Annotated in this window: 21 protein-coding genes and 1 pseudogene; 13 read left to right on the forward strand and 9 right to left on the reverse strand. The window is 69.3% G+C overall.

Annotated elements, in window-relative coordinates:
- Window positions 1–142: 142 nt before the first annotated feature.
- Together F8M74_RS29540 and F8M74_RS29545 are read right to left on the reverse strand one after the other, a co-directional pair.
- Window positions 143–901, reverse strand: a complete 759-nt coding sequence (locus tag F8M74_RS29540; protein WP_141257158.1) for a hypothetical protein — start codon at window positions 899–901, stop codon at window positions 143–145.
- Window positions 902–918: 17 nt separating this feature from the next.
- Window positions 919–2,208: a hypothetical protein gene (locus F8M74_RS29545; protein WP_141257150.1), complete on the reverse strand. Its 1,290-nt coding sequence runs from the start codon at window positions 2,206–2,208 to the stop codon at window positions 919–921.
- Between the two features lie 237 nt (window positions 2,209–2,445).
- Here F8M74_RS29545 and aspS point away from each other — a divergent pair, with 237 nt between their 5' ends.
- The 5 genes from aspS to F8M74_RS29570 all read left to right on the forward strand — a co-directional run bounded on the left by aspS (window position 2,446) and on the right by F8M74_RS29570 (window position 7,205).
- Complete coding sequence (aspS, locus tag F8M74_RS29550; protein ID WP_141257151.1) at window positions 2,446–4,266, forward strand: aspartate--tRNA ligase; 1,821 nt, start codon at window positions 2,446–2,448, stop codon at window positions 4,264–4,266.
- A 151-nt stretch (window positions 4,267–4,417) separates the two neighbouring features.
- Entirely contained in the window at window positions 4,418–5,344 is a 927-nt protein-coding gene (locus F8M74_RS29555; protein ID WP_141257152.1) for a diacylglycerol kinase family protein, read from the forward strand.
- Between the two features lie 169 nt (window positions 5,345–5,513).
- Window positions 5,514–6,569 (forward strand): DUF72 domain-containing protein, encoded by a 1,056-nt coding sequence (locus tag F8M74_RS29560; protein WP_141257153.1) that lies wholly within the window; start codon window positions 5,514–5,516, stop codon window positions 6,567–6,569.
- 53 nt (window positions 6,570–6,622) lie between these two features.
- Window positions 6,623–6,874: a hypothetical protein gene (locus F8M74_RS29565; RefSeq protein ID WP_141257159.1), complete on the forward strand. Its 252-nt coding sequence runs from the start codon at window positions 6,623–6,625 to the stop codon at window positions 6,872–6,874.
- Entirely contained in the window at window positions 6,837–7,205 is a 369-nt protein-coding gene (locus tag F8M74_RS29570) for a Smr/MutS family protein (RefSeq protein ID WP_140864294.1), read from the forward strand. The genes F8M74_RS29565 and F8M74_RS29570 overlap by 38 nt, the downstream gene beginning before the upstream one ends.
- On the opposite strand, the gene F8M74_RS29575 is transcribed toward F8M74_RS29570, so the two are convergent.
- From F8M74_RS29575 to F8M74_RS29590, 4 genes are all read right to left on the reverse strand, one after another.
- Window positions 7,187–9,952 carry an SNF2-related protein gene (locus F8M74_RS29575; RefSeq protein WP_141257154.1) on the reverse strand — a complete coding sequence of 922 codons (2,766 nt, stop codon included), beginning with the start codon at window positions 9,950–9,952 and terminating at the stop codon, window positions 7,187–7,189. The genes F8M74_RS29570 and F8M74_RS29575 overlap by 19 nt on opposite strands.
- Before the next feature lie 200 nt (window positions 9,953–10,152).
- Window positions 10,153–11,490 carry a DUF58 domain-containing protein gene (locus F8M74_RS29580; protein WP_141257155.1) on the reverse strand — a complete coding sequence of 446 codons (1,338 nt, stop codon included), beginning with the start codon at window positions 11,488–11,490 and terminating at the stop codon, window positions 10,153–10,155.
- Window positions 11,487–12,422 (reverse strand): MoxR family ATPase, encoded by a 936-nt coding sequence (locus F8M74_RS29585; protein WP_011554669.1) that lies wholly within the window; start codon window positions 12,420–12,422, stop codon window positions 11,487–11,489. Before F8M74_RS29585 ends, F8M74_RS29580 begins: the two co-directional genes overlap by 4 nt.
- 67 nt (window positions 12,423–12,489) lie before the next feature.
- Complete coding sequence (locus F8M74_RS29590) at window positions 12,490–13,107, reverse strand: hypothetical protein (protein ID WP_171410353.1); 618 nt, start codon at window positions 13,105–13,107, stop codon at window positions 12,490–12,492.
- Between the two features lie 375 nt (window positions 13,108–13,482).
- Here F8M74_RS29590 and F8M74_RS29595 point away from each other — a divergent pair, with 375 nt between their 5' ends.
- Entirely contained in the window at window positions 13,483–15,645 is a 2,163-nt protein-coding gene (locus F8M74_RS29595) for a peptidylprolyl isomerase (protein WP_141341604.1), read from the forward strand.
- Window positions 15,646–15,654: 9 nt separating this feature from the next.
- Here F8M74_RS29595 and F8M74_RS29600 read toward each other — a convergent pair whose 3' ends face one another.
- Complete coding sequence (locus F8M74_RS29600) at window positions 15,655–16,770, reverse strand: HD domain-containing phosphohydrolase (protein WP_141258840.1); 1,116 nt, start codon at window positions 16,768–16,770, stop codon at window positions 15,655–15,657.
- A gap of 237 nt (window positions 16,771–17,007) precedes the next feature.
- Between F8M74_RS29600 and F8M74_RS29605 the strand changes: the two genes are divergently transcribed.
- From F8M74_RS29605 to F8M74_RS29620, 4 genes are all read left to right on the forward strand, one after another.
- Window positions 17,008–18,009: a dihydrodipicolinate reductase gene (locus F8M74_RS29605; protein WP_141258841.1), complete on the forward strand. Its 1,002-nt coding sequence runs from the start codon at window positions 17,008–17,010 to the stop codon at window positions 18,007–18,009.
- Window positions 18,010–18,023: 14 nt separating this feature from the next.
- Complete coding sequence (locus F8M74_RS29610) at window positions 18,024–18,473, forward strand: MaoC family dehydratase N-terminal domain-containing protein (protein WP_002636736.1); 450 nt, start codon at window positions 18,024–18,026, stop codon at window positions 18,471–18,473.
- Window positions 18,473–19,138: a MaoC family dehydratase gene (locus F8M74_RS29615; RefSeq protein WP_141258842.1), complete on the forward strand. Its 666-nt coding sequence runs from the start codon at window positions 18,473–18,475 to the stop codon at window positions 19,136–19,138. Before F8M74_RS29610 ends, F8M74_RS29615 begins: the two co-directional genes overlap by 1 nt.
- Before the next feature lie 168 nt (window positions 19,139–19,306).
- The gene (locus F8M74_RS29620) at window positions 19,307–21,151 is read left to right on the forward strand and encodes an acyl-CoA dehydrogenase (RefSeq protein WP_141258843.1); all 1,845 of its coding nucleotides are present in this window, start codon (window positions 19,307–19,309) and stop codon (window positions 21,149–21,151) included.
- A gap of 97 nt (window positions 21,152–21,248) precedes the next feature.
- Here F8M74_RS29620 and F8M74_RS29625 read toward each other — a convergent pair whose 3' ends face one another.
- A complete protein-coding gene (locus F8M74_RS29625) occupies window positions 21,249–21,701 on the reverse strand; it encodes a biopolymer transporter ExbD (RefSeq protein WP_011554662.1) in 453 nt (150 codons plus the stop codon).
- Between the two features lie 18 nt (window positions 21,702–21,719).
- On the reverse strand, window positions 21,720–22,442 hold the full coding sequence (locus F8M74_RS29630) for a MotA/TolQ/ExbB proton channel family protein (RefSeq protein WP_141258844.1): 723 nt from the start codon (window positions 22,440–22,442) through the stop codon (window positions 21,720–21,722).
- Window positions 22,443–22,485: 43 nt separating this feature from the next.
- Here F8M74_RS29630 and F8M74_RS29635 point away from each other — a divergent pair, with 43 nt between their 5' ends.
- The 3 genes and pseudogenes from F8M74_RS29635 to F8M74_RS29645 form a co-directional block, all read left to right on the forward strand.
- Window positions 22,486–23,322 (forward strand): DUF4292 domain-containing protein, encoded by an 837-nt coding sequence (locus F8M74_RS29635; protein ID WP_141258845.1) that lies wholly within the window; start codon window positions 22,486–22,488, stop codon window positions 23,320–23,322.
- A 61-nt stretch (window positions 23,323–23,383) separates the two neighbouring features.
- Window positions 23,384–24,139 carry a general secretion pathway protein GspE gene (locus F8M74_RS29640; protein WP_163884619.1) on the forward strand — a complete coding sequence of 252 codons (756 nt, stop codon included), beginning with the start codon at window positions 23,384–23,386 and terminating at the stop codon, window positions 24,137–24,139.
- Between the two features lie 6 nt (window positions 24,140–24,145).
- Window positions 24,146–24,751: pseudogene (locus tag F8M74_RS29645) on the forward strand (hypothetical protein); the annotation flags it as partial.

Consider the following 24,751-nt stretch of genomic DNA (forward strand, 5'->3'; position numbering starts at 1 on the left):
GGTGGAAATAGGAGCACACGGCGTGCCAGTCCCAACTCCTTGAAGTCGCAAGGAGGGGGTACGGGCGAAGAGGGGAGGCGGTGGAAAAATTTTCATGGCCGCCCGCCGGATGCAGCGCGGCGAGCGGCCAGGGAAGGCGACGTCAGAAGGCGGTGCCGAGGCTGCCGCCCAGGAAGAAGTCGTTGTGGTAGCCCCGGCGGTAGCCCATGGCCTCCAGCCGGAAGGCGAGGCGGAAGTTACCGGAGGAGGTCAGCCGGGGCCGGCCGCGGAAGCCCACGCCGTACTGGAGCAGCGGCTTGCTGCCGCTCACCTTCGTCTCCACCGTGTCGATGGTGATGGTCGACGACGTGTACGCGATGCCGCCACCTGCCTGGGCGAAGAAGCCGAAGTCGGACTTGCCGAGCTTCAGCTCATAGGCCGGGGCAATGGTGAAGTAGTGGAGGTGCGTCTTGCCCCGGATGAAGTCGGTGCCGTCGCTGGTGCCGCCGAACGTCCAGCGCACGTCGGCCCAGAGGGCCTCGCGAAGCGACTCGTTGTCGAGGATGCGGCCGTACTCCCACGTGGCGCGCACGCCCAGGCCCAGGCGCGTCTCCGCGGCCCGGCCGCGCGGGCTGTCCAGGAAGAGGGCGCCGGTGATGAACTCCATGGCCACGCCCAGGTTCGGGTCGTCGAGCCCGGAGAGGGGTTTGAAGCCGTCCTCGCCGTCGTCGTACTCCTGCTCGGAGACGCGGCGGAAGTCATCCGCCTCGTCCACCTTGGGGCGGACGCGGTCATAGGAGTCGGAGGCGTCGTTGGCGGGCTCCTCGTCCGGGTAGGCGTAGGGGTCGTCCTCGTCCTGGGCCAGGGCGGGGGCGGACAGGGCGAGGCTGCCCAGGGCGCAACGCAAGAGCCACGTCTTCACGGAAGCAGTCCTCATGCTCACAGGTCCAGGCGGGGGCAGGTGGTGCCACCCGCGGCGCTGGGCGGGCACATGTTGGGGTCGTTGCCGACGAGCTGCTCACGCGGAATCTGGAGGTGGTCCATCAGCTCGTTGCAGACGGCCTCCTTCAGGCGCAGGTCGGTGATGTGGGTGATGATGGCGCTGGCGGCCACGGCCAGGGTGAAGCGGGACTGGTCCGCCAGCGTGGCGCGCGCCAACTGGTAGAGGCCGGGCGTCGTCGTGCTCTCGTCGTTGTACGAGGCGACGATGGCGCGCAGCAGCACGTCGCGCTGACCGGTGGCCTCGCCGGCCTGGTAGAGCGCGCTGGCGAGCAGCGTGCCCACCCGGTACTCGTTGCCGCTGAACGCGCTCAGGTTCTGGTTGTACAGCTGGTTCAGCAGGGACGCGTCCATGCAGCGGTCCACGCGGGCCAGGTCCCGGTCCTCGGTGACTTGTCCGTACAGGTTGCCGTGGAAGGACGTGGAGAAGAAGCGCGTGTCACAGCCCTTGCCGCCCTGGGTCGTCTGGCAGGTGGAGCCATACGCGTGGTAGTCCGCGAGCCCCTCGTCGAAGGACTTGAGGATGTTGGCGCCCGGGCTGGCGCCGGCTTGCTGCCACAGCATGAGCGCCTCCGGGAACTGCTGGCCGTTGTAGGCCTTCAGGTTGAAGACGCGGTGCGCGTATTCGTGGGCGATGATGCCGGCGTTGATGGCCAGCGGGGCGCGCTGGAGCTTGTCGAAGGGCAGCACCAGGAACGACTCCAGCACGGAGAAGTACATGGCGTTGTCGCTCAGCGGGTTCTTGTCCACGTCCGCGAGCACGAACTCCGGGAAGTAGTACGTGGTGACGGGGTCCTTGAAGTCCGCCGCGGGGATGTTGCCCACGACGCGGAAGTAATCGTAGGCGCGCTCCATGCTGTAGTACGCCGTCACCATGTTCCAGGTGTGGAAGTCCGCCGGCCACAGGACGCCGTCCTGGGAGATGTAGTTGGCGCTGACGTCACGGCCGGCGTTCTTGAGCAGCGCGTTGGCGTAGCCCTCCGGCGTGGTGGCGTTGTTCAGGTCCGGGTCCTGGGAGTCGATGACGATGCGCGCGCCTCCCTGGAGGTCGGCCACCGTGCCCTTGAGGCCGACGATGTCGGAGATGGTCTTCAGCTCCACCTCCTGGGGGACGTACTGGCCATTGCTGGAGAGCACCAGGGCACTGACCTTGACGGGCGCGGTCGAATCGGGCGCACAGCCGGCGGCCAGTCCGAGCGCGGCGGTCGAGGCGATGACTGTTCGGAGCATGCCGCCGTTTTACTCCGGACCGCCCGGAACGTGTATTCCCCCCGGCCGTCACATTCGCGAGCACGGCGGCCGGCCGGCCGGTGCGCCCGGGCCTCGCGGGCGGCTTTGGAACCCGGAATCCGCACTGATTCCGACGGTTTGAGACGTACCCGGGGCGCTCGGACTCCTTGACGCGTCGTTTCCGCGATCCGTATGGTGCTCCGCCTTCTCCCCCCTTCGAATCCAGCAGGCGGTGCCATGGCAGTCCCGTTCATCTCCGAGGTCAAGCGTACCCACACTTGCGGTCAGCTCACCGCGACCAACGTCGGCGAGGAAGTCGTCCTCTTCGGCTGGGTGCACAACCGCCGAGACCACGGCGGCGCGGTGTTCATCGACCTGCGAGATCGGGATGGCCTCACGCAGGTGGTGTTCGAGCCGGACCACGCGGAGGCGCACGCGCTCGCCGGCAGCCTCCGGCTGGAGTACTGCGTGGGCGTGCGCGGCAAGGTCGTCTCGCGCGGGAAGAACGTGAACCCGAAGATGAAGACGGGTGAAATCGAGGTCCGGGCCAGCGACCTCACCATCTTCAACCGTTCGGAGCCGACGCCGTTCCCCGTCGAGGACAGCATCGACACGTCCGAGGAGAAGCGCCTGGCCCACCGCTTCCTGGACCTGCGCCGCTCGCCGCTCCAGCGCTCGCTGATGACGCGCTCGAAGATGAACGCGCTGACGCGCTCGTACATGGTGGACAACGGGTTCCTGGAGCTGGAGACGCCCTTCATGGGCAAGTACACGCCGGGCGGCGCGCGCAACTTCCTGGTCCCCAGCCGTCTCAACCCGGGCAAGTTCTACGCGTTGGCGGAGAGCCCGCAGCTCTACAAGCAGCTCTTCATGGTGGCGGGCTTCGACCGGTACTTCCAGATCGTCAAGTGCTTCCGCGACGAGGACCTGCGCGTGGACCGGCAGCCGGAGTTCACGCAGATCGACGTGGAGATGAGCTTCGTCACCCAGGACGACATCTTCACGATGATTGAGGGTCTGCTGAAGAAGCTGTGGGGCGAGGTGCTGGGCATCGACATCCCCACGCCCTTCATGCGCATGGACTTCTACGAGTCCATGGCGAAGTACGGCAACGACAAGCCGGACCTGCGCTTCGGGCTGGAGCACGTGGTGCTCACCGACCTGATTCGCGAGCACGGCGAGGGCGGCGGCGTCCCCATGATTTGGGAGGCCGTGCAGAACAAGGGCATCGTCAAGGCCATGGTCATCCCCGCGGAGAAGGCGATGAGCCGCGCGGAGAGCGACAAGCTGGAGGAGTTCGCCAAGCAGGCGGGTGCCAAGGGCCTGGCCCGCGCGAAGGTGGCGGACGGGGGCGAGTGGACGCAGTCCCCGCTGTCCAAGACGATCAGCCCCGCGTTGCGGCAGGCCATCAACCAGGCCGTGGGCGCGAAGACGGGCGACCTCCTCTTGTTCCAGTTCGGCAAGGAGTCGCTGGTCCACACGGTGATGGCCAACCTGCGCGTGCACGTGGCCAAGAAGCTGGGCCTGATTCCGGAGTACGGCAGCGGCGGCCAGTGGAAGTTCCTGTGGGTCGTGAACCCGCCGCTGTTCGAGTACGACGACGAGACGAACACCTGGGCGGCGGCGCACCACGCCTTCACGCGTCCGCACGACGAGGACGTGGCCTACCTGCTCACGGACCCGGGCCGGGTGAAGTGCCACCGCTATGACGTGGTGCTCAACGGCTTCGAGATTGGCGGCGGCTCCATCCGTCTGCACGACCCGAAGGTGCAGGCGGAGGTGTTCAAGGCGCTGGGTATCAGCGACGAGGACGCGCGCGCCAAGTTCGGCTTCCTGCTGGACGCGCTGAAGTTCGGCGCTCCGCCGCACGGCGGCATCGCACTGGGCATGGACCGGCTGGTCATGCTGCTCACGGGCGCCGAGTCCCTGCGCGACGTGATTCCGTTCCCGAAGTCGAAGACGGGCACCGACCTGATGACGGGCGCCCCCGGCGACGTGGATGACCGGCAGCTGCGCGAGGTCCACGTGCGGCCGGTGCCCGTGGCGCCCAAGGCCTAGTCCGTCAAACGCGAGCCCTCGCTCGCGCGGTCCCGCCACCCCTTTTGACGCGGGGTGGCGGCGGTCCCGCCGTGCCCTGAACATGGCCACGGAGTGGAGTGCCGGTGCGCAACCGCGTAAACAGGGAGGGCCAAGGGAGGGGTAGGGCCAGATGAAGACGTTCCTCGTGGTCAATCCGCGCAGCGCCAACGGGCAGACGGGAAAGCGCTGGGCGGAGATTTCCGCGCAGGTAGGCAGGGCCCTGGGCGACTTCGGCCACGGCTTCACCCAGGGGGGCATGGACGCGGCGCGCATCACCCGCCAGGCGCTCCTGGACGGGTACGAGTGCATCGTCGCGGTGGGTGGCGACGGCACGCTCAACGAAGTCACCAACGGCTTCTTCGAGGACGGCAAGGCGCTGAATCCGAACGCGGCGCTGGGGCTGATTCCTCGGGGTACGGGTGGCGACTTCCGGCGCACCTTCGGGTGGGACCTGGAGCTGGCCTCGTCGTTGGAGCGGCTGCGCTCCGGCACGACAGAGCCGTTCGACGTGGGCCAGCTGGAGTTCATCGACAGCGCGGGCCAGCCCGCCACGCGCTACTTCGCCAACATCGCCTCGTTCGGTGTGAGCGCGGTGGTGGCCCAGGAGGTCAACCAGAGCAGCAAGGCCCTGGGCGGCCACCTGAGCTTCATGTGGGGCACGTTGAAGGGCCTGGTGAAGTACTCGGAGCGGCAGGTGCGGCTGTCGGTGGACGGGGGCCCGGAAGAGGTGGTGAGCGTCACCGCGGTGGCCGTGGCCAACGGCCGCTACTTCGGCAGCGGCATGTTCGTCGCGCCGGACGCCGTCACCCACGACGGCCTCTTCGACGTCACCATCTGGTCGGGCTACACCCTGAGCGACTTCGTCCTCAAGTCGAAGGGCGTCTACAACGGCTCGCACGTGAACTGGAAGGGCACGCGTCGCCTGCGCTGCCGCACCCTGCGCGCCGAGCCTGTGGACGGCGGCGACGTCTTCCTGGACGTGGACGGCGAGACGCCGGGCCGCCTCCCGTGCACCATGACGCTGCTACCCGGGGCCATCCGCCTCAAGGTGTTGTAGCGCTCACGCGTCCCGATTCGTCGCCCGGTCGCCTGTCGAGCGACATGGCACTTGGGACGTGGGGCTGGACTGAGGCAACCTCCTGCATCCGGTGGCGTCTGGCGTCAGGTGCGCTGGACGCACGGCACCGTGCCCGCGGTGCCTACTGTATTGGCCCAGGAGACGCGCCATGCCTCAAGAGCAAGGACCCGCACAGCTCGACCTCTTCACCGGCGCCGCCGTGGAGCCGCCCGCCAAGGGCCGCAAGGGCGCGCAGCCCGTGGAGCCCGCGGCCGTACCGGAGTCGCTGGCCACGCTGGGGCGGGAGCTGCCGCAGGGCGTGTTCCTCGGGACGTCCTCGTGGACGTTCCCGGGCTGGTCCGGCATCGTCTATGACCATGAGGCCTCCGCCTCGCAGCTCGCGCGGGAGGGCCTGGCCGCCTACGCGCACCACCCGGTGCTGCGTACGGTGGGCATCGACCGGACCTTCTACGGCCCCATCGCTTCCAGCGCCTTCGCCGAGTACGCCGCCCAGGTGCCGGACACCTTCCGTTTCCTGGTGAAGGCCCATGAGGTCTGCACCCTGGCGCGCTTCCCGCTGCACGAGCGCTACGGCGCGCAGCGGGGACAAACCAACGAGCGCTTCCTCCATGCCGCCTACGCCACGGAGGCCGTCGTCATGCCCTTCGTGGAGGGGTTGGGGGAGAAGGCGGGGCCGCTCGTCTTCCAGTTCCCGCCGCAGGACCCGCAGGCGCTCGGCGGGCCCGCGCGCTTCGTGGAGCGGCTGCACGCCTTCTTCGCCGCGCTGCCGAAGGGGCCGCTGTACGCGGTGGAGCTGCGCAACGAGGAGTTGCTCACGGAGGGGCTGGCACAGGCGCTGGCGGACGTGGGCGTCAGTCCGGTGCTGGCGGTGTGGGCGCACATGCCGCCCGTGGGCCGGCAGGCGAAGCTCACTCGCGCCTTCGAATCCCGCGCGCTGGTGGTGCGGTGGATGCTCCCGCCGGACCTCGGCTACGAGGAGGCGCGCGCGCGTTACGCGCCGTTCAATCAGCTGGTGGACGAGGACGTCCCCACGCGCGATGTCCTGGCCCGGGTGTGCCTGGCGGCGCTGCGCCGGGACAAGCCCACCTTCATCACCATCAACAACAAGGCCGAGGGCAGCGCGCCACTGTCCGCTATCAAACTGGCCGAGCGCGTCGTCCTGGGCAGGAGGGAAGAGGCAGAGCGCCAGGCCGCCACCACCTGAGTGCCACTTGCCACTGAGCACGCGTCTTGCTTACCTGTGGGTCCATGACAGTCATGACGGTTGCGGCACTGGTGGTCCAGCTGATGTCCGCAGGGGGCGCAGGCGCCCAGGGCGAGCAGGCAGCCGGGCGCCAGCAAGGCGACCCGGGCAGCATCTCCACGAACCTCTCCGCGCTGAAGGGCGAAGTCTCATCGCTGTCCGAGCGCTTCAAGGCCGCCCGCGAGCGGCGCCGCTTGCAGGCGGAGAGGGAGAAGCAGGAGTGGGAGCGTGAGCCGAAGGCGCCTGCCGGTCCTCGACGCGAATGAGCCGCCGCTCCCGCCCGAAGGGCCGGAGCCGCCGCCTTCCGAGGACGAGGCTGTAGAAATTCCCATTGATGGGAACCTGGACCTGCACCTCTTCCATCCGCGCGACGTGAAGGACCTGGTGGTGGAGTACCTCTGGGCGTGCCGGCAGAAGGGCGTCCTGGACGTGCGCATCATCCACGGCAAGGGCACCGGCGCGCTGAGGCGCACCGTGCAGTCGCTGCTTCCCAGACTGCCAGAGGTGGAGTCGTTCCGTTCCGCGGGCGAAGGGGACGGAGGTTGGGGCGCGACGTGGGTGCGCCTGCGCCCAGCGGACTACGACAGCCAGAAGTAGGCGGAGGCGATGAGGGCGCGCTTCTCCGTCACCTTCGCCTTGTTGGCCAGCTCCGCCAGCTGCCGGTCCTTGGAGGCGTACCGCTTCTCCTCCTCGTTGCGGAGCGAGGACAGCTTGCGGCGGTACTCTCGCTCCATCCGGTCGGAGTTCGCGCGGGCCTTGGCCTTGTCGGCGATGTCCTCGGCCAGCCCCACCTGCTTGCGCGCTTCAATCCACGTCTGCCGCGCGGCTTCCACGGCCTCACGCGACTCCATGAGGCAGTCCTCGACGTAGCGGTCCGCGCGCTCCTTGGCCTTGTCCAGTTCCAGGGCGTTGCGCCGCTCCGCGGCCCGGACGATTTCGTCCTTCGCCGCCATCAGCGCCTGCTCCTGCATCAGTTGCACGGACACCGGCGCGGGCTGACGCCGCCGCTCCGGCTTCGCCGCCAGCTTCACGAAGTGCGCGCTGTCCGCCATGGGCAGGGCGCGGAAGCCGTCCCTGTCGCGCACGAGCACCAGGTGGGCCAGCTTCTCCTCGGGCTTGAGGCCGGTCGTCTCGAACTTGTACGCGAACCACCAGCCCTCGCTGCCCGCGAGCCGCGCCAGCCGTGACGGCAGTCCCGCCGCGTCCAGTTGCAGGTAGCTCACCGCGTCCTGGGTGCGCTCCTTGACGGCATAGGCGGCCTTGGCCACCTCCAGCCGCCCCGAGTTGCGGCTGCCCAGCACGGAGGCGGTGAGGGCGCGAGCCTCCTGCTGGCGCTTGGCCAGGGCCTCCTTCGTCTGCTCGTTCTGTCCGCGCAGTCGGCGCCGCACGTCGCCGTCGAAGCGCTCCAGCACCACCGAGCGCATCTCCGTCATGCGCTGGCTGATGCGGCCTTCCAACTCCTCGCGGAGCTTGTCGAAGGCGATGTTGATGTCCTCGGGCTTCCGGCAGGACTGGTAGATGTCCAGGATGCGCCGCTCGAAGTCGACGCCGCTCTCCAGCGCGCCCAGGATTTCGTCGGACGCGCCGAACACGCCGTCGAAGAGGTTCAGCTTCTTCTCCAGCAACTCGAAGAGGCGCGCATCCGCCGCGTTCATCCGGTTGAGGAAGTTGATGACCAGCACGTCCCGCTGCTGGCCGTACCGGTGGCAGCGGCCAATGCGCTGCTCCACGCGCTGCGGGTTCCAGGGCAGGTCGTAGTTCACCACCAGGTTGCAGAACTGGAGGTTGAGGCCCTCGGCGCCCGCTTCAGTGCAGATGAGGATCTGCGTGCGGTGGCGGAACTCCTCCACCAGCGCGCGCCGGTCCTCAGGCGTGCCCGCGTCTCCGGACAGCAGGGAGATCTTCCCCTGGTAGCCGCTCTCCGACAGGAGGTTGCAGAGGTACTGCTGCGTGCGCTTGGACTCGGTGAAGATGAGCGCCTTCTCCGGCCAGCCGTGCGACTTCATCACGGCGAAGGTCCGGTCCAGGCCGCGCTTGAGCGCCTCGCCCTTGGCGTTGACCTTGATGGAGTCCGCCAGGTCCGCGTACTGGCGCAGCTCCCAGACCTCCTGCTCCAGCGCGCGGACGTTGGGCGCCTTGGCCGGGTCGTCCGACCACTCCTCGCCCTCCTCGACGAACTGCTTGGCCTCCTCGGGCTCGAACATCGCCAGGGCCTGCTGGCCCAGCTTCGCCGCCTGGAGCCGCTTCTCCAGGTTGTCCGACAGGCGGCGCAGGGTGGGGGCGATTGCGTAGGTGGAGGACGCCAGCAGCTTGCGGTAGCAGAGCGTCAGCAGCGTCTTCTTGCCGGGTTCAATCGCCGCGGCCTCGGAGCGCTGGAGGTACTCGCTGACCTTCTCGTAGAGGTCGTGCTCCTCGGGGGAGGGGGTGAAGTCCTCCACGATGGAGCGGCGGTTGGTGTAGCGGACGTATTCGCGCACCTGCCGGCGCAGGGTGCGCTGCACCACGGGGGCCAGCCGCTCCTTCAGCTCGATGGCGGCGGCCTCGGGCATGCCGCCGGCCTCGTCCGCTCGGTAGCGGCTGCGGAAGGCGTGCTCGGGCCCGAGGATCTGCTCGTCCAGCAGGGACATCAGCCCGAACAGCTCCATCAAGTCATTCTGGAGCGGGGTTGCGGTGAGCAGCAGCTTGGGCTTGCCGGCCAGGGACGCCTTCAGCGCCTGGCCCATCTTGTTGTTGGCCCGGTGCGCGTTGCGCAGGCGGTGGGCCTCGTCGATGACCACCAGGTCCCACGGAATCTCCGCCGTCAGGTGCGCCTTGTTCGCCGCGAAGGGGTGCGAGCAGATGACGGGGAAGGGCTGGTCGAAGCAGTTTCCCGTGGCGCGCACGGTGCGGCCGTCCACCATGACGCTGTCCAGGTCGAACTTCTCCCGCAGCTCGCTGTTCCACTGCGCGCGCAGCGTGGCGGGCGCCAGGATGAGGATGCGCGACTTTCCCTCGGCCATGAGCTGGGCGATGACGAGCCCCGCCTCAATGGTCTTCCCCAGGCCGACCTCGTCGCCCAGCATGCAGCCGCCGCGCGACAGCGAGTCGAGCGCGAACATGGCGCCTTCGACCTGGTGCGGATTGAGGTCCACCTTCGCTTCTGACAGCGCTCCCGCCAGCCGTTGCTGCGTGTCACCGCTGCGCGCCAGCAGTTCCTCTGCCAGCAGCCGCTCATGGAAGGGCGTCAACGCCGTGGGTGCCGCCGCCGACCCGGACTCCATCCGTGCCGCCACCGCCGCCGCCGCCGCGTCCGCCTCAACCTCCACCCTGAATCCCCTCGCGACCTCCGCCAAGACCGTCTCCATCCGTGGTGTTTTCGAGGTAGCCCGCCGTCACGGCGGGCGAGGACCGGCCATTTTGTTGACGCGCGCCTATCTGTAAAGGGGGTCGTGTCCGAGGCCGAAAAATCGGCCTCCGCGCGATTGGCATGCTTCTTTGCGAGCGACGTCGATACACGTTGACTGCACATTGCGTACAAAACTTTCGCTGGACTTGACGCAGAGGCCTAGAGCAGTCCGCGCGCCTTCACGTCCAGGTAGGCGTTGAGCGTGGCCGCGCCGAAGCCGCGCGCGGGGGCGCGGATCACCAGCGCGCCCGCGTCCCGCAGGGTGGTGGCCGTCCGCCGGTACTCCGTCTCCAGCCGTGCCGCGGCCTGACGCGCGTAGGCATCCTGCGTCTGCGCGGGCACACCGTGGGCCGCCGCCTGGACGTCTTCGTCCAACAGGGAGGCGACGACGGGCAGGTGCCGGGGGCGCAGCGCCAGCGTGCGCGTGAGGAGGCTGGCGGAGGCGTCCGGGTCCACTAGGTCCGTGAACAGCACCACCAGGGCGCGCCGCGTCTGGCGTGCAAAGGCGAAGTCGAAGGCGCGGCCGTAGTCGCTCTCCTCGAGCGCGGCCTCGGTGCGGTAGAGCGATTCGGTGATGAGCCGCAGGTGCTCGCGGCCCTTGCGTGGCGGCAGGTAGGCCCGCACGCCGCTGGCGAACGCCAGCACGCCGACCATGTCACCGGCCTCCAGGCCCACGCGCGCCAGCCGCAGCGCCGCGTCCACCGCATGGTCCAGCTTGCGCCGCTCCTGGATGCGGCCCGCCATGTGCCGGCCGCAGTCGAGCAGCAGGAGCACCGGCTGGTGCTGCTCTGGCTGCCACGTGCGCACCAGGGTGTGGGCGTGGCGCGCGGACGCCTTCCAGTCGATGTGGCGGTAGTCGTCGCCGGGGCGGTACTCGCGCAGCGACTCGAACTCCCGGCCCTCCGAGGCGCGCCGCCGCTGCGTGCGCGCGGAAGGGGCGTCCGAGGCGTGGGCCAGCGCCAGTGCTTCGCGGGTGAGCGCGGTGAGGTCCGGGTACACCTTGACGTCCATCGTCGCGGGGACGCGGACCTGTCGCGCGCACAGGCCCAGGGGGCCTCTCAGCCGCAGGTGCACGTCCCCGAAGCGGGCGTCACCCCGTGAAGGCGGCGTGACGAAGTAGGTGAGCTCCTGGGGCGTGGCCCGTGCCGCGGGCAGGGTGAGGGATTGCCGGTGCCCGCTGCTGGCCATGTCCTCGGGCGGCTCGTCGCGGACCTCCACGTGCAGCGGCGCGGTGCCGGTGTCCTGGCGCTCCAGCGCCACGTGCACGGCGTTGCGCGTGCCGGAGGAGAGGACGGGCTCCACGCGCCGCCAGACGCGGACGCTCTGGGCGCGCGGGGCCCGGAGGAAGTCCACGACGCAGAGGGACAGCACGGCCACGTCCGTCGCCAGCGCGAGCCAGCCGAACGCGGGGCTGGCCACCGCGAGCGCCGCCGGGAGGAGTCCCGCCGCCAGCAGGGCCACGGCGAGGCCGGTGGGGACGGGGCGCCCGGCGCTCACCGGGGCACTCGGACCCGCTCGAGCGTCTGCTTCAGCACGTCGTCCGCGGTGATGCCTTCCACCTCGGCCTCGGCCTTGAGGAGCAGCCGGTGGTTGAGGACGCTGAAGGTGACGGCCTTGACGTCATCCGGGGTGACGAAGTCCGTGCCCATCAGCGCGGCGCGGGCCTTGGAGGCCGCGAGCAGCGCCTGGGCCGAGCGGGGGCTGGCACCCAGGCGCACGCGCGGGTTGGTGCGCGTCTCCCGGACGATGGCCACCACGTACTGGATGATGGAGTCGTCACACGACACGCGGGCGGCGCGCGACTGCAGCTCCAGTAGCGTGGGCGCATCCAGCACCTGGCGGGTGGTGGCCGGCTTTCCTTCGCGCTGGTGGAAGGCGCGGAGCATCGTCGTCTCCGCCGAGGCCTCCGGGTAGCCCACGCGCACGCGCATGAGGAAGCGGTCCAACTGGGCCTCCGGCAGCGGGTAGGTGCCCTCCAGCTCCAGGGGGTTCTGCGTGGCCACCACGAAGAAGTGGGGCGGCAGCGCGTGGGACACGCCGTCGATGGTGACCTGCCGCTCCTCCATGGCCTCCAGGAGCGCGGCCTGCGTCTTGGGCGGGGTGCGGTTGATTTCGTCCGCGACCACCACCTCCGTGAAGATGGGGCCCTTCACGAGGCGGAAGGCGTGGTCCTGGGGCTGGAAGACGTTGGTGCCCAGGATGTCCGCCGGCATCAGGTCCGGGGTGAACTGGATGCGCGTGAAGAGCAGCCCCAGCGCGCCGGCCATGCTGCGCGCGGTGAGCGTCTTGGCCACGCCGGGAACGCCCTCCAGCAGCACGTGGCCGCGCGCGAGGAAGGCCGTCACCAGGTCCTCCAACACGCGCTGCTGTCCGAAGACGGCCGCGTCGAGCGCGGCGGTGAGACGGGAGAGGGGAGAGGCGTCGGACATGGTGGCCGGTGACGCTAGCCCGCTGCCGCGGAGGGCGGCAGCGCTTTTTCATTCGAGGCGCGGAGGCTCAGTGCGAGGACTGGCCCTTGAGCCCCAGCAGCGTTCCGCCCAGTGTGGCGACCGCGCCCAGGATGGCCACGTAAACGCCGAAGCTGGGCGACGAGTTCATCATCTCCGAGTTGCCGATGGGCGTGGGCACCATCGTCGTGTCGGACGACACCTTGATGAACACGACGCACCAGATGAGGCACACGATGCTGACGATGAGCTGGCCCATCCACGGCACCACCGGGTTCACGTTCGGGAACGAGCCCTTGACGCGCACCGTGACGGCCGTGAGCAGGAGGATGGACATGATGAAGGCGCCGGAGCCCAGGCTCATCAGGCCGAGCACGTCCCCATCCACCGCCGTCTCCTTCCACGGCATGAAGCAGGACATCAGCACCACCGCCGCGCCCCAGAACGCGACCTTGTCGCCACCCTGGAGTTGGGCGAACAGCTCCTTCGCGTCACGGATGAGCTCATCCGGGTCGGTGACGGCGCTGCCCCGGTCGTTCGAGTCCACGCGGTCCCACGGGTCCACCGAGGCCGCGGGCTCGGGAGCGGGCGCCTTGCGCGGCGCGGGCCGAGGCGCCGCTGCTCGCGCCGCACGCTGCTGCGGCGCACTGCGGGCGACGTCCTCCATGCTCCGGATGTTGGTGGAGTCCGAGTCGGGCGGCGGCGCGGCGGCGGGCCGACTTCCGGACTTGCCTGTGGCCGGACGTGGGCGCCGCGGGGGAGGAGGCTTGGCGGCTCGGCGGGGGTCCTCCGCCGCGTCCGTGGACTCCTCAGACGCTTCGGCCGGCGGTTCCCCCGAGAGGAACGAGCCATCGATGATGTAATCGCAGACGGAACAGATGGACGTGTTGGCGGCTACCTTCGAGCCGCAGCCAGGGCAGTTCAGGACCAACGCTCCCGCGGAGAGAATCCACGCGTCATCTTCGGAGCGCCGGCCGTGCGTGTCAAACCCCTCGCGGCCTAACCCCTGGATTTTCGCGGGGAATTGACCTAGGCCCGCGCCATGCGCCGCTCGCACTCCGTTCGTGCCCTGTCGACATGTGTCGTCGCTTTCTCGCTGTTGTCCGGATGCGTCCGTTCCGTGCCACCGGTGAAGCCGACTCCCGTGGACGCGCAGACGCTCGAGCGCATCCAGGCGTGGGAGGACGCGCGCTCGCTGGGAAATGGGGCCCTGGTGTCGCTGGCCGCCAGTGCACCGGATGCCCGGGTGCGTGCTCGGGCCCTGCGGGCGCTGGCGCGAATCCAGGACCCGGCCACCCTGGAGACCGTCATCGCGGGGCTGAAGGATGAGGACGCGGCGGTACGTGGCGAGGCGGCCTTCGCCGCGGGCGTGCTCGCCCTGTCCTGGGAGCCCCTGGTGGATGCCGAGCTCGCGGCGTTGGAGAAGGCGCTGCTGGAAGCCGGGCGGACGGAACGTGACGCGGACGTGCGGCGGGCGGTGGTGGAGGCCGTGGGCCGGCTGGGGACACCCGGGGCCGTGGCGTGGCTGTCCGAGCGGATGCGCGAAGCGGATGGGGCGGAGGCGGCCCGGGCCACGCAGGCGTTGGGCGTCCTCGCGCGCACCCGCGGCGCGGCGGTGGTTGCCCAGGTGCCTCTGGCGCCAGCGGAGGCGCTGCTCGCGGCCGAGCGGCCGGTGGAGGCGCGTCAGGCAGGGGCTTATTTCCTGGCCACCGTGAAGCGGCCCGAGGCCTTGCTCGCGCTGCGCCGCTGCCTGGGTGACGCGGACGCGGACGTGCGGGCCTCGTGCGCGAAGGGCTTCGGTGACGTGGGTGGTCCCGAGGATGCCGTGGTCCTCGGGCGGCTCTTGGAGGACACGGTTCCGCGTGTGGCGGCGGAGGCGGCGCGCTCGCTGGCGAAGCTGGCGGCGGCTTGCAGTGGACCGTGTACCGCGGTGGATGCGCTGGAGGCCTTGGCGGCGCGAGCCAAGCGCGTGGCCCGGGGCATGGCGCCTCCGGCGGCGGCATCGGCGCCGGAGGGCGCGAAGGCGCCGGTGGAGACGTTGGCGCGGTCGTCGGAGGGACACGCGCTGCTGGCGCTGGCGCAGCAGGGCCTGCCCGCTTTTGGCCGTCCCGTCCTGGAGTCGCTGCGGCTCGCGCTGGCGGACGCGGAGCGGGGCGCGGCCTCGGATGTCGCGCGAGCGGACCTGGCCTGGCTGGACTGCCGGCTGGCGGCGGCGGTGGACCGGCAGGAGGGAACGCTGAAGGAAGTCCTGGGCTGCGGCTATGGGCGCGTGCCCGAGGCGCGCCGGTTGGCGCTGGGGCTGCGCGAGGTGGCTCAGTCGAAGGGGCAGGGAGGGGCGGGCTTCGCGGTGAAGTACCTGCGTCACCCCGAGGCGCGCGTGCGCCTGACGGCGCTGGAAGCCGTGTCCGCGCGGCCCGTACCCGAGGCGGCGGCGCCGGTGCGTGAGCTCATCGAAGGCGAGGATGAAGTGGTGGCGGGCGCGGCGGCGGCGACCGCGGGTGTGCTCAAGGACGCGGCCGCGTTGCCTGCCGTGGAGGCGCTGGCGGCACGTGTGCCGCAGACGCCGGGAGACCTGGCCGAGCCGGTGGCGGGCGCGCTGGTGGCGCTGCAGGGCCCGGCCGCCGAGCCCCGAATGCGTGAATGGCTGATGCACCCGCACGCCAACGTGCGGCGCGTGGCGGCGCAGGCCCTCACGCAGTTGACGGGGCAGCGGGTGCGCTCGGCACGCGTGGAGCTGCCCGCGAACACCTTCCGGCCCGTGGCCGCCCCGGCGCGCGCGGGGCTCGTGCTGCGCACTGACAAGGGGGACATCACCGTGCGGCTGGACGTGGACGAGGCGCCCCTCACGTCGGGCAACCTCCACTCGCTGGCGCGCAAGGGCTACTTCAACGCCGTCACCTTCCACCGCGTGGTGCCGGACTTCGTCGCGCAGGGCGGAGACCCGCGCGGGGACGGTGAGGGCGGGCCGGGGTACTCCATCCGCTGCGAGATGACGCGTCGGCTCTACGGCCGAGGCACCCTGGGCATGGCCCTGGCCGGGAAGGACACCGGCGGCAGCCAGTTCTTCTTCACCCACGCCCCGCAGCCGCACCTGGATGGCCGCTACACGGCCTTTGGCGAGGTGGTGTCCGGCATGGACGTGGTCGACGCCCTCCTGGAAGGGGACGTCATCCGCGAAGTGCGCGCGGTGGAACTGGCGCCATGAAGCGTTGACTCAAGCGCCGCTGGCACGGGCCAGGGGCGCGGGAGGACCGAGCGGGTCGCTGTTCCAGCGCTCGTGCTCCGCCGCTTCCAAGGCCTCGACTTCCTGGCGGATGCGCTGCCACTCCGTCTCCGGAATGTTGAGGAAGGCCTCCGCCAGCGCCGGGTCGAACTGGGTGCCCGCGCAGCGGCGGATTTCATCCCGCGCCACGCTCATGGGCCGGCCCTTGCGGTAGGGGCGGTCGGACGTGATCGCATCCACCGTGTCCGCGAGGCAGAAGATGCGCGCGCCCAGGACGATGTCCTCTCCCGCCAGGTTCTGCGGGTAGCCCTTGCCGTCCCACCGCTCCTGGTGCTGGAGCACGATGAGCGCCGCTTCGTGCAGGTAGGGCATCTTCGCCAGCATCCGGTAACCGAACTCCGGGTGCTTGCGCATCTCCACCCATTCATCCGGCGTGAGCGGACCGGGCTTGAGCAGGATGGAGTCGCGCACGCCAATCTTCCCGATGTCGTGCAGCAGCGCGCCTTGCTCCACCACGTCCAGCGCTCCGCCCGTCATCCCCACCTCCTGAGCCAGCCGGCGGGAGTAGAGCGACACGCGGCGCGAGTGCCACTGCGTCTCCGTATCGCGGTAGTCCAGGGCGCTGATGAGCCCGTCGAGCAGCCCCGCGGTGCGCTCCACCACCCGCCGCTCCAGGTCGCGGTTGATGGCCACCAGCTCCGCGTTCTTCTCCGCGACCTCGCGCGACAGCCGCTCGTTGGCGTCCACCAGGCGGTAGTGAGCGAAGGCCTGCCGGACGCTGCTCGTCAGGTCGCTGAGTGACCAGGGCTTGCCCAGCAGCCGGAAGACCTCGCCGCGGTTGACCGCTTCGGAGGCGGTGCGGAAGTCCGCCGCCGCCGTCAGCATCAGCCGCACCGCCTTGGGGTTCTTCTCCCGAAGGGCGCCGAGCAGTTCGATGCCGTTGAGGTACGGCATCATGAAGTCCGTCAGGACGACCTGGAAGCCGACCTCCCGGGCGGCCACCGCCGGGTCGCTGTGGGTGACGACGTCGTACCCCTCTGCCTGGAGGATGCGTGACAGGGCGGCCAGGATGAGGACGTCGTCGTCCACGACGAGGATGCGATCCATGCCCGAGGTGCCTCCAGGACAGCGTGCTTGTATAGCTTTATACACGCCGCTACGCGTCCCCAAAAGCCCCTCCAGGCGGGTGATGGGCTTCTAAGCCATGGAAATCCTTGGGGGTTCTTCCATTCGGGACGCGAGGTAGAACCACGTCACGCTTGCTTGGCCGCCAAGGTGTGATTTATGGTGCGCGGCAACGCTGAACTGTATCGCTAACCCCTTGGAATCGTGGAGCAATCTCCGATGGCAAAAGCCCCGGAAGGGCCCGTGCCGGTGGTGGTGATGGGGCTGGGGTTCATCGGTCAGGAAATTGCCCGGGCTGCGATGTCTTCACCTGAGGTGGAGCTCATCGGGGCCGTCGACGTGCAATCTGGCCTGGTGGGTCGCCCCTTGGGTGATGTCCTGGGAAGTCCCGCCCCTCGTGTGAAGGTCTCCGCGTCGCTGGCGCAGGCCGTGGGCAAGCGCAAGGGCGTGGTGGTGCTGCATGCCACCGGCTCGCGGCTGCCCAAGGTGTTCGACCAGGTGATGGAGGCGGTGAAGCTGGGACTGCCCGTGGCCAGCACCTGTGAGGAGCTGGCCTTCCCGTATCTGAAGTACCCAGAGCTGGCGGACGAACTGGACCAGGCGGCGCAGAAGGCGGGCGTCGCCGTGGTTGGGACCGGCGTCAATCCGGGCTTCGTGCTGGACCGGCTGGTGGCGGTTGCCGGACAGGTGTGCGGTCCGGTCCGTCGTGCCACCGTCACCCGCGTGGTGGATGCACGGACCCGCCGCCCGTCCTTGCAGCGGATTGTGGGCGCGGGGCTGTCGGAGGAAGAGTTCTTCGAGCTGGTGGACAGTGAGCAACTGGGCCACGTCGGCCTTGTTGAGTCCGCGGCGCTCGCGGCCCTCGGCCTGGGGCTGGATTGCGACGACTTCGAAGAAGAAGTAGCCCCCGTGTTCGCCGAGGAGGACATCTCCGGCGGCGCGTTTCCCGTCAGGAAGGGAAGGGTGGCTGGCATGTTCCAGTCCGTGGTGGGGTTGGAGGACGGACAGGAGCGGGTGCGCCTGGAGCTGACCATCGCGGTGGGGGCGGATGACCCCAAGGACCGTATCGAAATCGACGCTGACCCGAAGCTGGTGTTGGAAATCCCGGGGGGAGTGGCGGGCGACCGGGCCACCGCGAATGCGCTGGTGAATGCCGCGCCACGCTTGACGGCCGCCGAAGCCGGGCTCCTCACGGTGCTCGAGCTTCCGGCCGGACGCTAGAGTCAGGAGAGGAAATGCTGGACAAGAACGCGATCGGCCGCGCCTCGCCGCCGACGCTGAACGAGGTCGAAAAGGGCGCCATCCGTCGGTTCGCGGAGGCCATCGGGGACTACAACCCCATCTACTACGATGAGGAGTACGCCCGGGCGTCGGGATACCCCACCATCATCGCGCCCCCCACGTTCCCCGCGTCTTTCCACTCGGCGGCGGACCTGCGGGAGCTGCTGGGCGTGGGCATCAAGAGCCTGCTCCACGCGGAGCAGGGCTTCGACTACGAGCGGCCCATCTTCGCCGGGGACCGCATCTACGTCTCCACGCGCGTCTCCGACGTCTTCGAGCGGCCGGGCATGTCCGGGAAGATGGACATCGCGGTCATCGAGGACGAAGGCCGTGACGAGGAAGGCAACCTCGTGTTCCGCGCCCGCCGGACGCTGGTGGTCCGCGCCGCCAAGGAGACCCCGTGATGCCCGCGCGCAAGTTGTACTTCGAAGCCATCCGCGTCGGGGACGAGCTGCCCGCGCTGGCCAAGGCGCCCGTCGACCGCGTCCAGCTGTCGCGCTACGCCGGTGCATCCGGCGACTTCAACCCGGTCCACGTGGACGAGCTCTACGCCAAGAGCGTGGGCATGCCGAGCGTCTACGCGCCCGGCATGCTCGTCATGGGCATGCTCGGCCAGCTCATCAGTGACTGGGCCCGGGGCGGGCAGATGCGGCGCTACAACGTGCGCTTCATCAAGATGGTGTGGCCGGGTGACACCGTCGTCTGCAAGGGCCGCGTGAGCGACCGGCATGGCTCCGGGGGCCGCTACTTTGTCGAAATCGACCTCTGGGCGGAGAACCAGAAGGGCGAACTGCTGATGAAGGGCTCCTCGCAGATCCAGCTCTTCTATTCGCTGGAGGACGAGAACCGGCAGCGCTCCGGCCAGTCCCCCATCGTGGTGGAGGTGCCTCGGGAGAGCCTGAGCAACGCCGCAGCGCCCGCCTCCGCCACCAGCGCCTCTGCTCCCAGCGAGGAGGGCGAGGAGGCGGACGAGCGCCGCGAGGGCGTCACCTCCAAGAAGACGGTTCCCAGGGAAAAGCCGGCGGCCAAGACCGCCACGCTTCCCTCCGCCAAGAAGGCGAAGAAGTAGGCAGGCGCACCACGCCTCGAGGGGCGGTTCTGACCGCCCCTCAACGCGAGGTGTCATTCGGGGTTGACTCAAAAATCAGTCGCCGCCACACTTCCTGCGTCTCAACGCGCCGCTGACCTCATCCTTTTTCACCGAGGGCGGGCAGCGAGCCGTCACGCAGGAGTGGCCATGTCCGCCGGGATCAACACCTACAAGACCGACCTTCGAGAGATCTTCTTCACGCTGTTCGAGCAGTTCGGCTTCGGCCAGGTGGCCGGCCAGGCGCCGTTCGATGCCTGGGGTCCGGACGAAGCGAAGGCGGTGCTGTCGGAGACGTACCGCTTCGCGCGCGAGGTGCTCGGGCCCCTCAACTCGGTGGGTGACCGGGAGGGCTGCCGGGTGGAGAACGGCGCCGTCTTCACGCCGACGGGCTTCAAGGACGCGTGGAAGAAGCTCTACGAGCAGGGCTTCAAGACGGTGGGCGTGAGCCCGGAGCACGGCGGCCAGGGCTCGCCGATGATGCTCCAGGTGACGGTGGAGGAGCTGCTGTCGGGCGCCAACTCGGCGTTCAACATGTACCCCGGCCTGGCCTTCGGCGCGGCGGAAGTTGTCGCGGAGTGTGGCACGCCCGCGCAGCAGAAACAGTTCGTGGAGCGCATGCTCAACGGCACGTGGGGCGGCACCATGTGCCTCACCGAGCCGCACGCCGGCTCCGACGTGGGCGCGGCCAAGTCGACGGCCCGTCGCAACGGTGACGGCACCTACAACATCCGCGGGACGAAGATCTTCATCTCCGGCGGCGACCACGACATGGCGGAGAACATCATCCACCTCGTGCTCGCGCGCATTGACGGCGCGTCGCCGGGCACCAAGGGCCTGTCGCTGTTCATCGTCCCCAAGCTACGCATCAACGCGGACGGCAGCTCGGGCCAGGCCAACGACGTGGGCGTGGGCTCCATCGAGCACAAGATGGGCATCAACGGCTCGGCCACCTGTGTCATCAACTTTGGTGAGAGCGACAACTGTGTCGGCGAGCTCGTGGGCACCGTCGAGCACGTCGGCATGAGCCAGATGTTCAAGATGATGAACGGCGCGCGCATCGCCGTGGGCATCCAGGGCATCGGTCTGGCGTCCGCCGCGTACTACAACGCGCTGGACTACGCGAAGGACCGCAAGCAGGGCTCCCACTTCACCAAGTGGAAGGACCCCACCGCGCCCCGCGCGTCCATCATCGAGCACCCGGACGTCCGCCGCATGCTGCTGGACATCAAGGCGCACGTGGAGGGCATCCGCTCGCTGATCATCAAGCTGGCCATGCACCTGGACAAGGCGCGCCAGCTGGCCGGCAAGGACGACGACGCGGCCACCTACCACAAGGGCCAGGTGGAGCTGCTCACCCCGTTGGTGAAGGCCTACAGCTCCGAGCAGGCGTTCCGCCTGTGCGCGCAGGCCATCCAGATCTACGGCGGCGCCGGCTACATCCAGGACTACCCGGTGGAGCAGTACACCCGCGATTCGAAGATCTTCTCCATCTACGAGGGCACCACCCACATCCAGGCCATGGACCTGGTGGGCCGGAAGATGGGCCAGGCGGGTGGCATGCACTTCCAGCAGTTCATGGGCGACGTGGGCTCCTTCATCGAGGCCCACCGCGAGCACGCCGTCTACGGCGAGGCCGTGAAGTCCCTGGCCGCGGCGCAGGAGGCCCTGATGGCCAGCGCCATGGTGGTGTTCGGCTGGTCGCAGGACGGCAGCAAGTTCCCGCTGATTCCGCTGTCCGCCAACCGCTTCCTCAACATGATGTCCGAGGTCGCCGTGGGCTGGCTGCTGCTGGACGCGGCCCTCATCGCGGAGAAGGCGAAGGGCTCCGTGTCCGCCGACCACCCGGACCACGCCTTCTACGAGGGCAAGAAGTACAGCGCCCTCTGGTACGCGCGGAACGTGCTGCCCAACGTGGAGCAGGCGGCGAAGATGCTCACCATCGAGGACACCTCGCCCATGGACATCTCGGACGCCGCCTTCGCGTCCGTCTGAGCCCGCGCCCCGCTGAAACGCGGGGCGCCTGAAGCATCAAGGCCACCCGGGCTCGCTGCCCTGGGTGGCCTTCGTGTTTCCAGCGGAGAGGCGTTGCTTATTCGCCTTCGCGAACGCCGATGGCCAGCTGCGCGAGCCCGGCCTTCTTGGCCAACTCCATCACCTGCACCACGGTGCCGTGGGGCACGCCCTCGTCGGCCTGGACGATGACCACCGTCTCCTCGTCCTTCTGCCTGGCGTCGTCGAAGGCCTGCTGCAGTTCGTCCTGGGAGACGACGTTGCCGGCCAGCATGAAGCGCCCGTCCGCGAGCACCGCCACCGACAGGTCCGTGGTGCGCGCGGTGACGTCCGCGGCGCCGCCCTTGGGCAGGTTCACCTTGAGGCCGGCCTTGGCGCCGCCGCCTGGCCCCTGCTGCACGATGACGGAGCTGGTCACCATGAAGATGATGAGCAGCACCAGGAAGATGTCGGTGAGCGGGGTGATGTTGATTTCAGCGAAGACGCCATCCTCGGAGCCGTCGTCGCTGCCCGGAGTCTTTCCCATGCCCATGGTGCGTTCTCCTCCGGCCTAGGCGGGCTGTGCGTCCGTGCGCGTGGCGGGGGTGGCCTGCGGTTCGGGCGGCATGGGCTCGGACGGCGGCAGGCCGGCGGCCCGCTCCTTGAGCAGCTCGACGAACTCGTCGCCAATCAAGCGCAGCTCCACCAGCACGCGGGACAGGCGGGCCTGGAAGTAGTTGTAGAAGACCATCGCCTGCACGGCGACCAGGATGCCCACCGCGGTGGCGACCAGGGCCTCGGAGATGCCCGTCATCACCGCCGAGCTGCCGCCGGTGCCGCCCGCTTCCACGTCCAGGCCCAGGTCCTTGAAGGAGCGCATGATGCCGGCGACGGTGCCGAAGAGGCCCACGAAGGGCGTAATCGAGCCGATGGTGGCCAGGATCCACAGGTAGCGGCGCAGCTTGAGGGCCACCTGGGCGCGCTCGCGCTCCACGGCGGCCTCGATGCCAGCGCCCCCGGCGGTGCGGCTGCGCTCCATCCGGTCGAACCCGGCCAGGAAGATGTCGGCGGCCACCGCGTCGGAGCGCTCGGCGGCGGTGCGGGCCGCGGCGACGTCCCCGCGCAGCAGGTGTTTGTTCACTGTCTCACCCAAGGCGCGTGAACGCTCGCCCACGCCCCAGAGCACGATGATGCGCTCGACGGCGACAATCAGCGCCGCGACCGAGGCGAAGATGAGCATGGCGAGGGTGACGCCACCCAGGCGGAGGTAATGGAGGATGTCGTTCAGGCTCATTGGTGGGTGACCGGGCAGGGCGGCATGGCCCAGACTAGGCCATATGAACCGCGCAGCCGTCGCAATCTTCCTGGTAGTGCTCTGTTCTGGCTGTCCCAAGCGAATCGAGTTCGGCCCCGAGGGCGAGCTCACGGATGCGGACACCGTCTATCAGCGCGTCGTGAAGAACCAGGAGAACGTCGTCACGCTGGAGGGGGACGCGAAGCTGCGCGCCGAGTTGCCCGACCAGAGCGGCACGCTGAGCATGTTCGTCGCCGTCACCCGGCCGGCCATGCTGCACCTGGAGACGTTCGACTTCTTCAACAGGCCGCTCGCCTCCCTGGTGTCCGACGGACAGCGCTTCGGGCTGTATCAGGCGGATACGAACACCTGGTACCAGGGCCCCGCCAGCCCCGCCAACGTGTCCCGCTTCCTGCCGGTCATGCTGCCGGGCGAGGAACTGGTGCCCATCATGCTCGGGCAGGTGCCGCTCATCCCCCCGGAGCGGATGACGCTGGAGCTGGACCGCAAGAAGGGCGTCTACGTGCTGACGCTCCACCGGGGCCCGGCGACGCAGGTTCTCGACGTCCACACCAAGTACCTGCGCATCATGAAGAGTCAGGTGCGGGGCATCCCGGGGTACGACCTGGGCTTCGAGGACTTCCTGGAGCAGGGCGGGCTCATCTTCCCGGGCCGGGTGTCGCTGGAGGCGAAGCAGGCGAAGACGAAGCTCCAGGTCCGTTACCAGCAGATCAAACTCAACGCGCGACCGGACCTCACACTCTACGAGTTGGTCCCCCCCGAGGGAGCCCGGGTGGTGGAGGTCGATGAAGCCGGCCGGGAGCTGCCCGCCGGGGCGCCCGCCTCCGGGTCGTCCGCGCCCCTGGCACCGGGTTCCTGACCGAGCAGGCGCGGAAGAAGGGGCGCACGCTGCCGAGACAGTCTAGAGTGCGCGCCACGACATGGCACAGATCAAGCTTGGTGAATTGCTGATCAAGGCGAACGTGCTTCAGGAGAGCCAGCTGAAGGCCGCGCTCGCCGAACAGGCGAAGTGGGGCGGCAAGCTGGGCGAAATCCTGGTCAGGATGAGCCTCGTCTCCGAGGACATCCTGGTGCGCGCCCTGTCCAAGCAACTGGGAATGCCGGCGGTGAACCTGGATGCGGTGCAGATGGTGCAGCCGCACGTGAAGGCGAAGATTCCGGCCCAGACGGCGCGGGACTTCTCCGTGCTGCCGCTGCAGGTGCGGGATGACGGCAAGTCGCTGGTGGTGGCGATGTCGGATCCGCTCAACGTGCGCATGCTGGACGAACTGCGCGCCATCACCAAGTGCCGCATCATCCCCAACGTGGCGGGCCGGACCTCCATTGCCCGGGCCTTCGCGCGCATCTACGAGCAGAACCACGAGCTGGAGGACGCGGACACCAACTTCAAGGTGGTGGACGCCCAGGGCCGCACGGTGGTGAAGAACCTCAAGGACCTGGACCCGGCGGCCGTGGCGACCGCGCCGCGCGCCGCTCCGGCCCCGTCCCGTCCCGCCCCTGCGCCCGAGGCTCCCGCCGCCCGTCCCGCTGCGGCCTCCGGCAGCCCGGCGGAGCTGCTTCGCAACGTGGAGGAAGTGCAGCGCAAGGAAGTCGCCGCCCTCAAGGCGATGGTGGAGTTGCTCATCGAGAAGGGCGTGTTCAGCCGCGAGGAGTACCTCGCGAAGGTCAAGCGGTAGTCCCCCATGCGCAAGAAGATTGGTGAGCTGCTCGTCGAGGCCGGCGTCGTGACGGAGGAGCAGGTCCGCGTGGCATTGGGACGTCGGGGCGCATTCGGCAGTCAGCGCCTGGGTGAGGTGCTGGTGGCGCAGGGGCTGTGCACGCCCACGCACATCGCGCAGGCCCTGTCCGCCCAGCACGCGCTTCCCTTCGTGGAGCTGCCGGAGGAGATTCCGGCGAACGTCGTGGGTTTGGTGTCCGTGGACTTCCAGTCCGAGCACCGCATCGTGCCGTTCCGGATGGAAGTGGAAGGCCGCAGCGAGCGCATCCTCGTCGCGGTGGATGACCCGGCGGACGTGACGCTCGTGGACGAGCTGCGCTTCCAGCTCCGCAAGCAGATGCGCGTCTTCGTGGCGGCTTCGGACGACCTGGACGCCGCGCTGGCGCGGGCCCGGGGCGAGCCGCTGGACATCGTGGAAGCCGTGGCCCTGGAGGACGAGGACGGTGCGCCGCCTCCGCCCGTGGCCGCTGGCGCGCCGCTCGAATGGGATTTCCCGGAGGCTCCGAAGCCCGTGCCCAAGTCCGTACCGCCTTCTCCGCCCCCCGCTGCCCGTCCCCCCTCGCTCCGAGGC

The organism is Myxococcus sp. CA023 (genome assembly GCF_010998615.1).
Lineage (GTDB): Bacteria > Myxococcota > Myxococcia > Myxococcales > Myxococcaceae > Myxococcus.

Coding starts and splice junctions, on each gene's coding strand:
- F8M74_RS29615 (WP_141258842.1), top strand. CDS start 18,473: ATGCCCGCGCGCAAGTTGTACTTCGAAGCCATCCGCGTCGGGGACGAG.
- F8M74_RS29560 (WP_141257153.1), top strand. CDS start 5,514: ATGCCTCAAGAGCAAGGACCCGCACAGCTCGACCTCTTCACCGGCGCC.
- F8M74_RS29640 (WP_163884619.1), top strand. CDS start 23,384: ATGGCACAGATCAAGCTTGGTGAATTGCTGATCAAGGCGAACGTGCTT.
- F8M74_RS29595 (WP_141341604.1), top strand. CDS start 13,483: ATGCGCCGCTCGCACTCCGTTCGTGCCCTGTCGACATGTGTCGTCGCT.
- F8M74_RS29610 (WP_002636736.1), top strand. CDS start 18,024: ATGCTGGACAAGAACGCGATCGGCCGCGCCTCGCCGCCGACGCTGAAC.
- F8M74_RS29590 (WP_171410353.1), bottom strand. CDS start 13,107: ATGGAGGACGTCGCCCGCAGTGCGCCGCAGCAGCGTGCGGCGCGAGCA.
- F8M74_RS29630 (WP_141258844.1), bottom strand. CDS start 22,442: ATGAGCCTGAACGACATCCTCCATTACCTCCGCCTGGGTGGCGTCACC.
- F8M74_RS29555 (WP_141257152.1), top strand. CDS start 4,418: ATGAAGACGTTCCTCGTGGTCAATCCGCGCAGCGCCAACGGGCAGACG.
- F8M74_RS29625 (WP_011554662.1), bottom strand. CDS start 21,701: ATGGGCATGGGAAAGACTCCGGGCAGCGACGACGGCTCCGAGGATGGC.
- F8M74_RS29605 (WP_141258841.1), top strand. CDS start 17,008: ATGGCAAAAGCCCCGGAAGGGCCCGTGCCGGTGGTGGTGATGGGGCTG.
- F8M74_RS29575 (WP_141257154.1), bottom strand. CDS start 9,952: ATGGAGACGGTCTTGGCGGAGGTCGCGAGGGGATTCAGGGTGGAGGTT.
- F8M74_RS29565 (WP_141257159.1), top strand. CDS start 6,623: ATGACGGTTGCGGCACTGGTGGTCCAGCTGATGTCCGCAGGGGGCGCA.
- F8M74_RS29635 (WP_141258845.1), top strand. CDS start 22,486: ATGAACCGCGCAGCCGTCGCAATCTTCCTGGTAGTGCTCTGTTCTGGC.
- F8M74_RS29545 (WP_141257150.1), bottom strand. CDS start 2,208: ATGCTCCGAACAGTCATCGCCTCGACCGCCGCGCTCGGACTGGCCGCC.
- F8M74_RS29585 (WP_011554669.1), bottom strand. CDS start 12,422: ATGTCCGACGCCTCTCCCCTCTCCCGTCTCACCGCCGCGCTCGACGCG.
- F8M74_RS29600 (WP_141258840.1), bottom strand. CDS start 16,770: ATGGATCGCATCCTCGTCGTGGACGACGACGTCCTCATCCTGGCCGCC.
- aspS (WP_141257151.1), top strand. CDS start 2,446: ATGGCAGTCCCGTTCATCTCCGAGGTCAAGCGTACCCACACTTGCGGT.
- F8M74_RS29620 (WP_141258843.1), top strand. CDS start 19,307: ATGTCCGCCGGGATCAACACCTACAAGACCGACCTTCGAGAGATCTTC.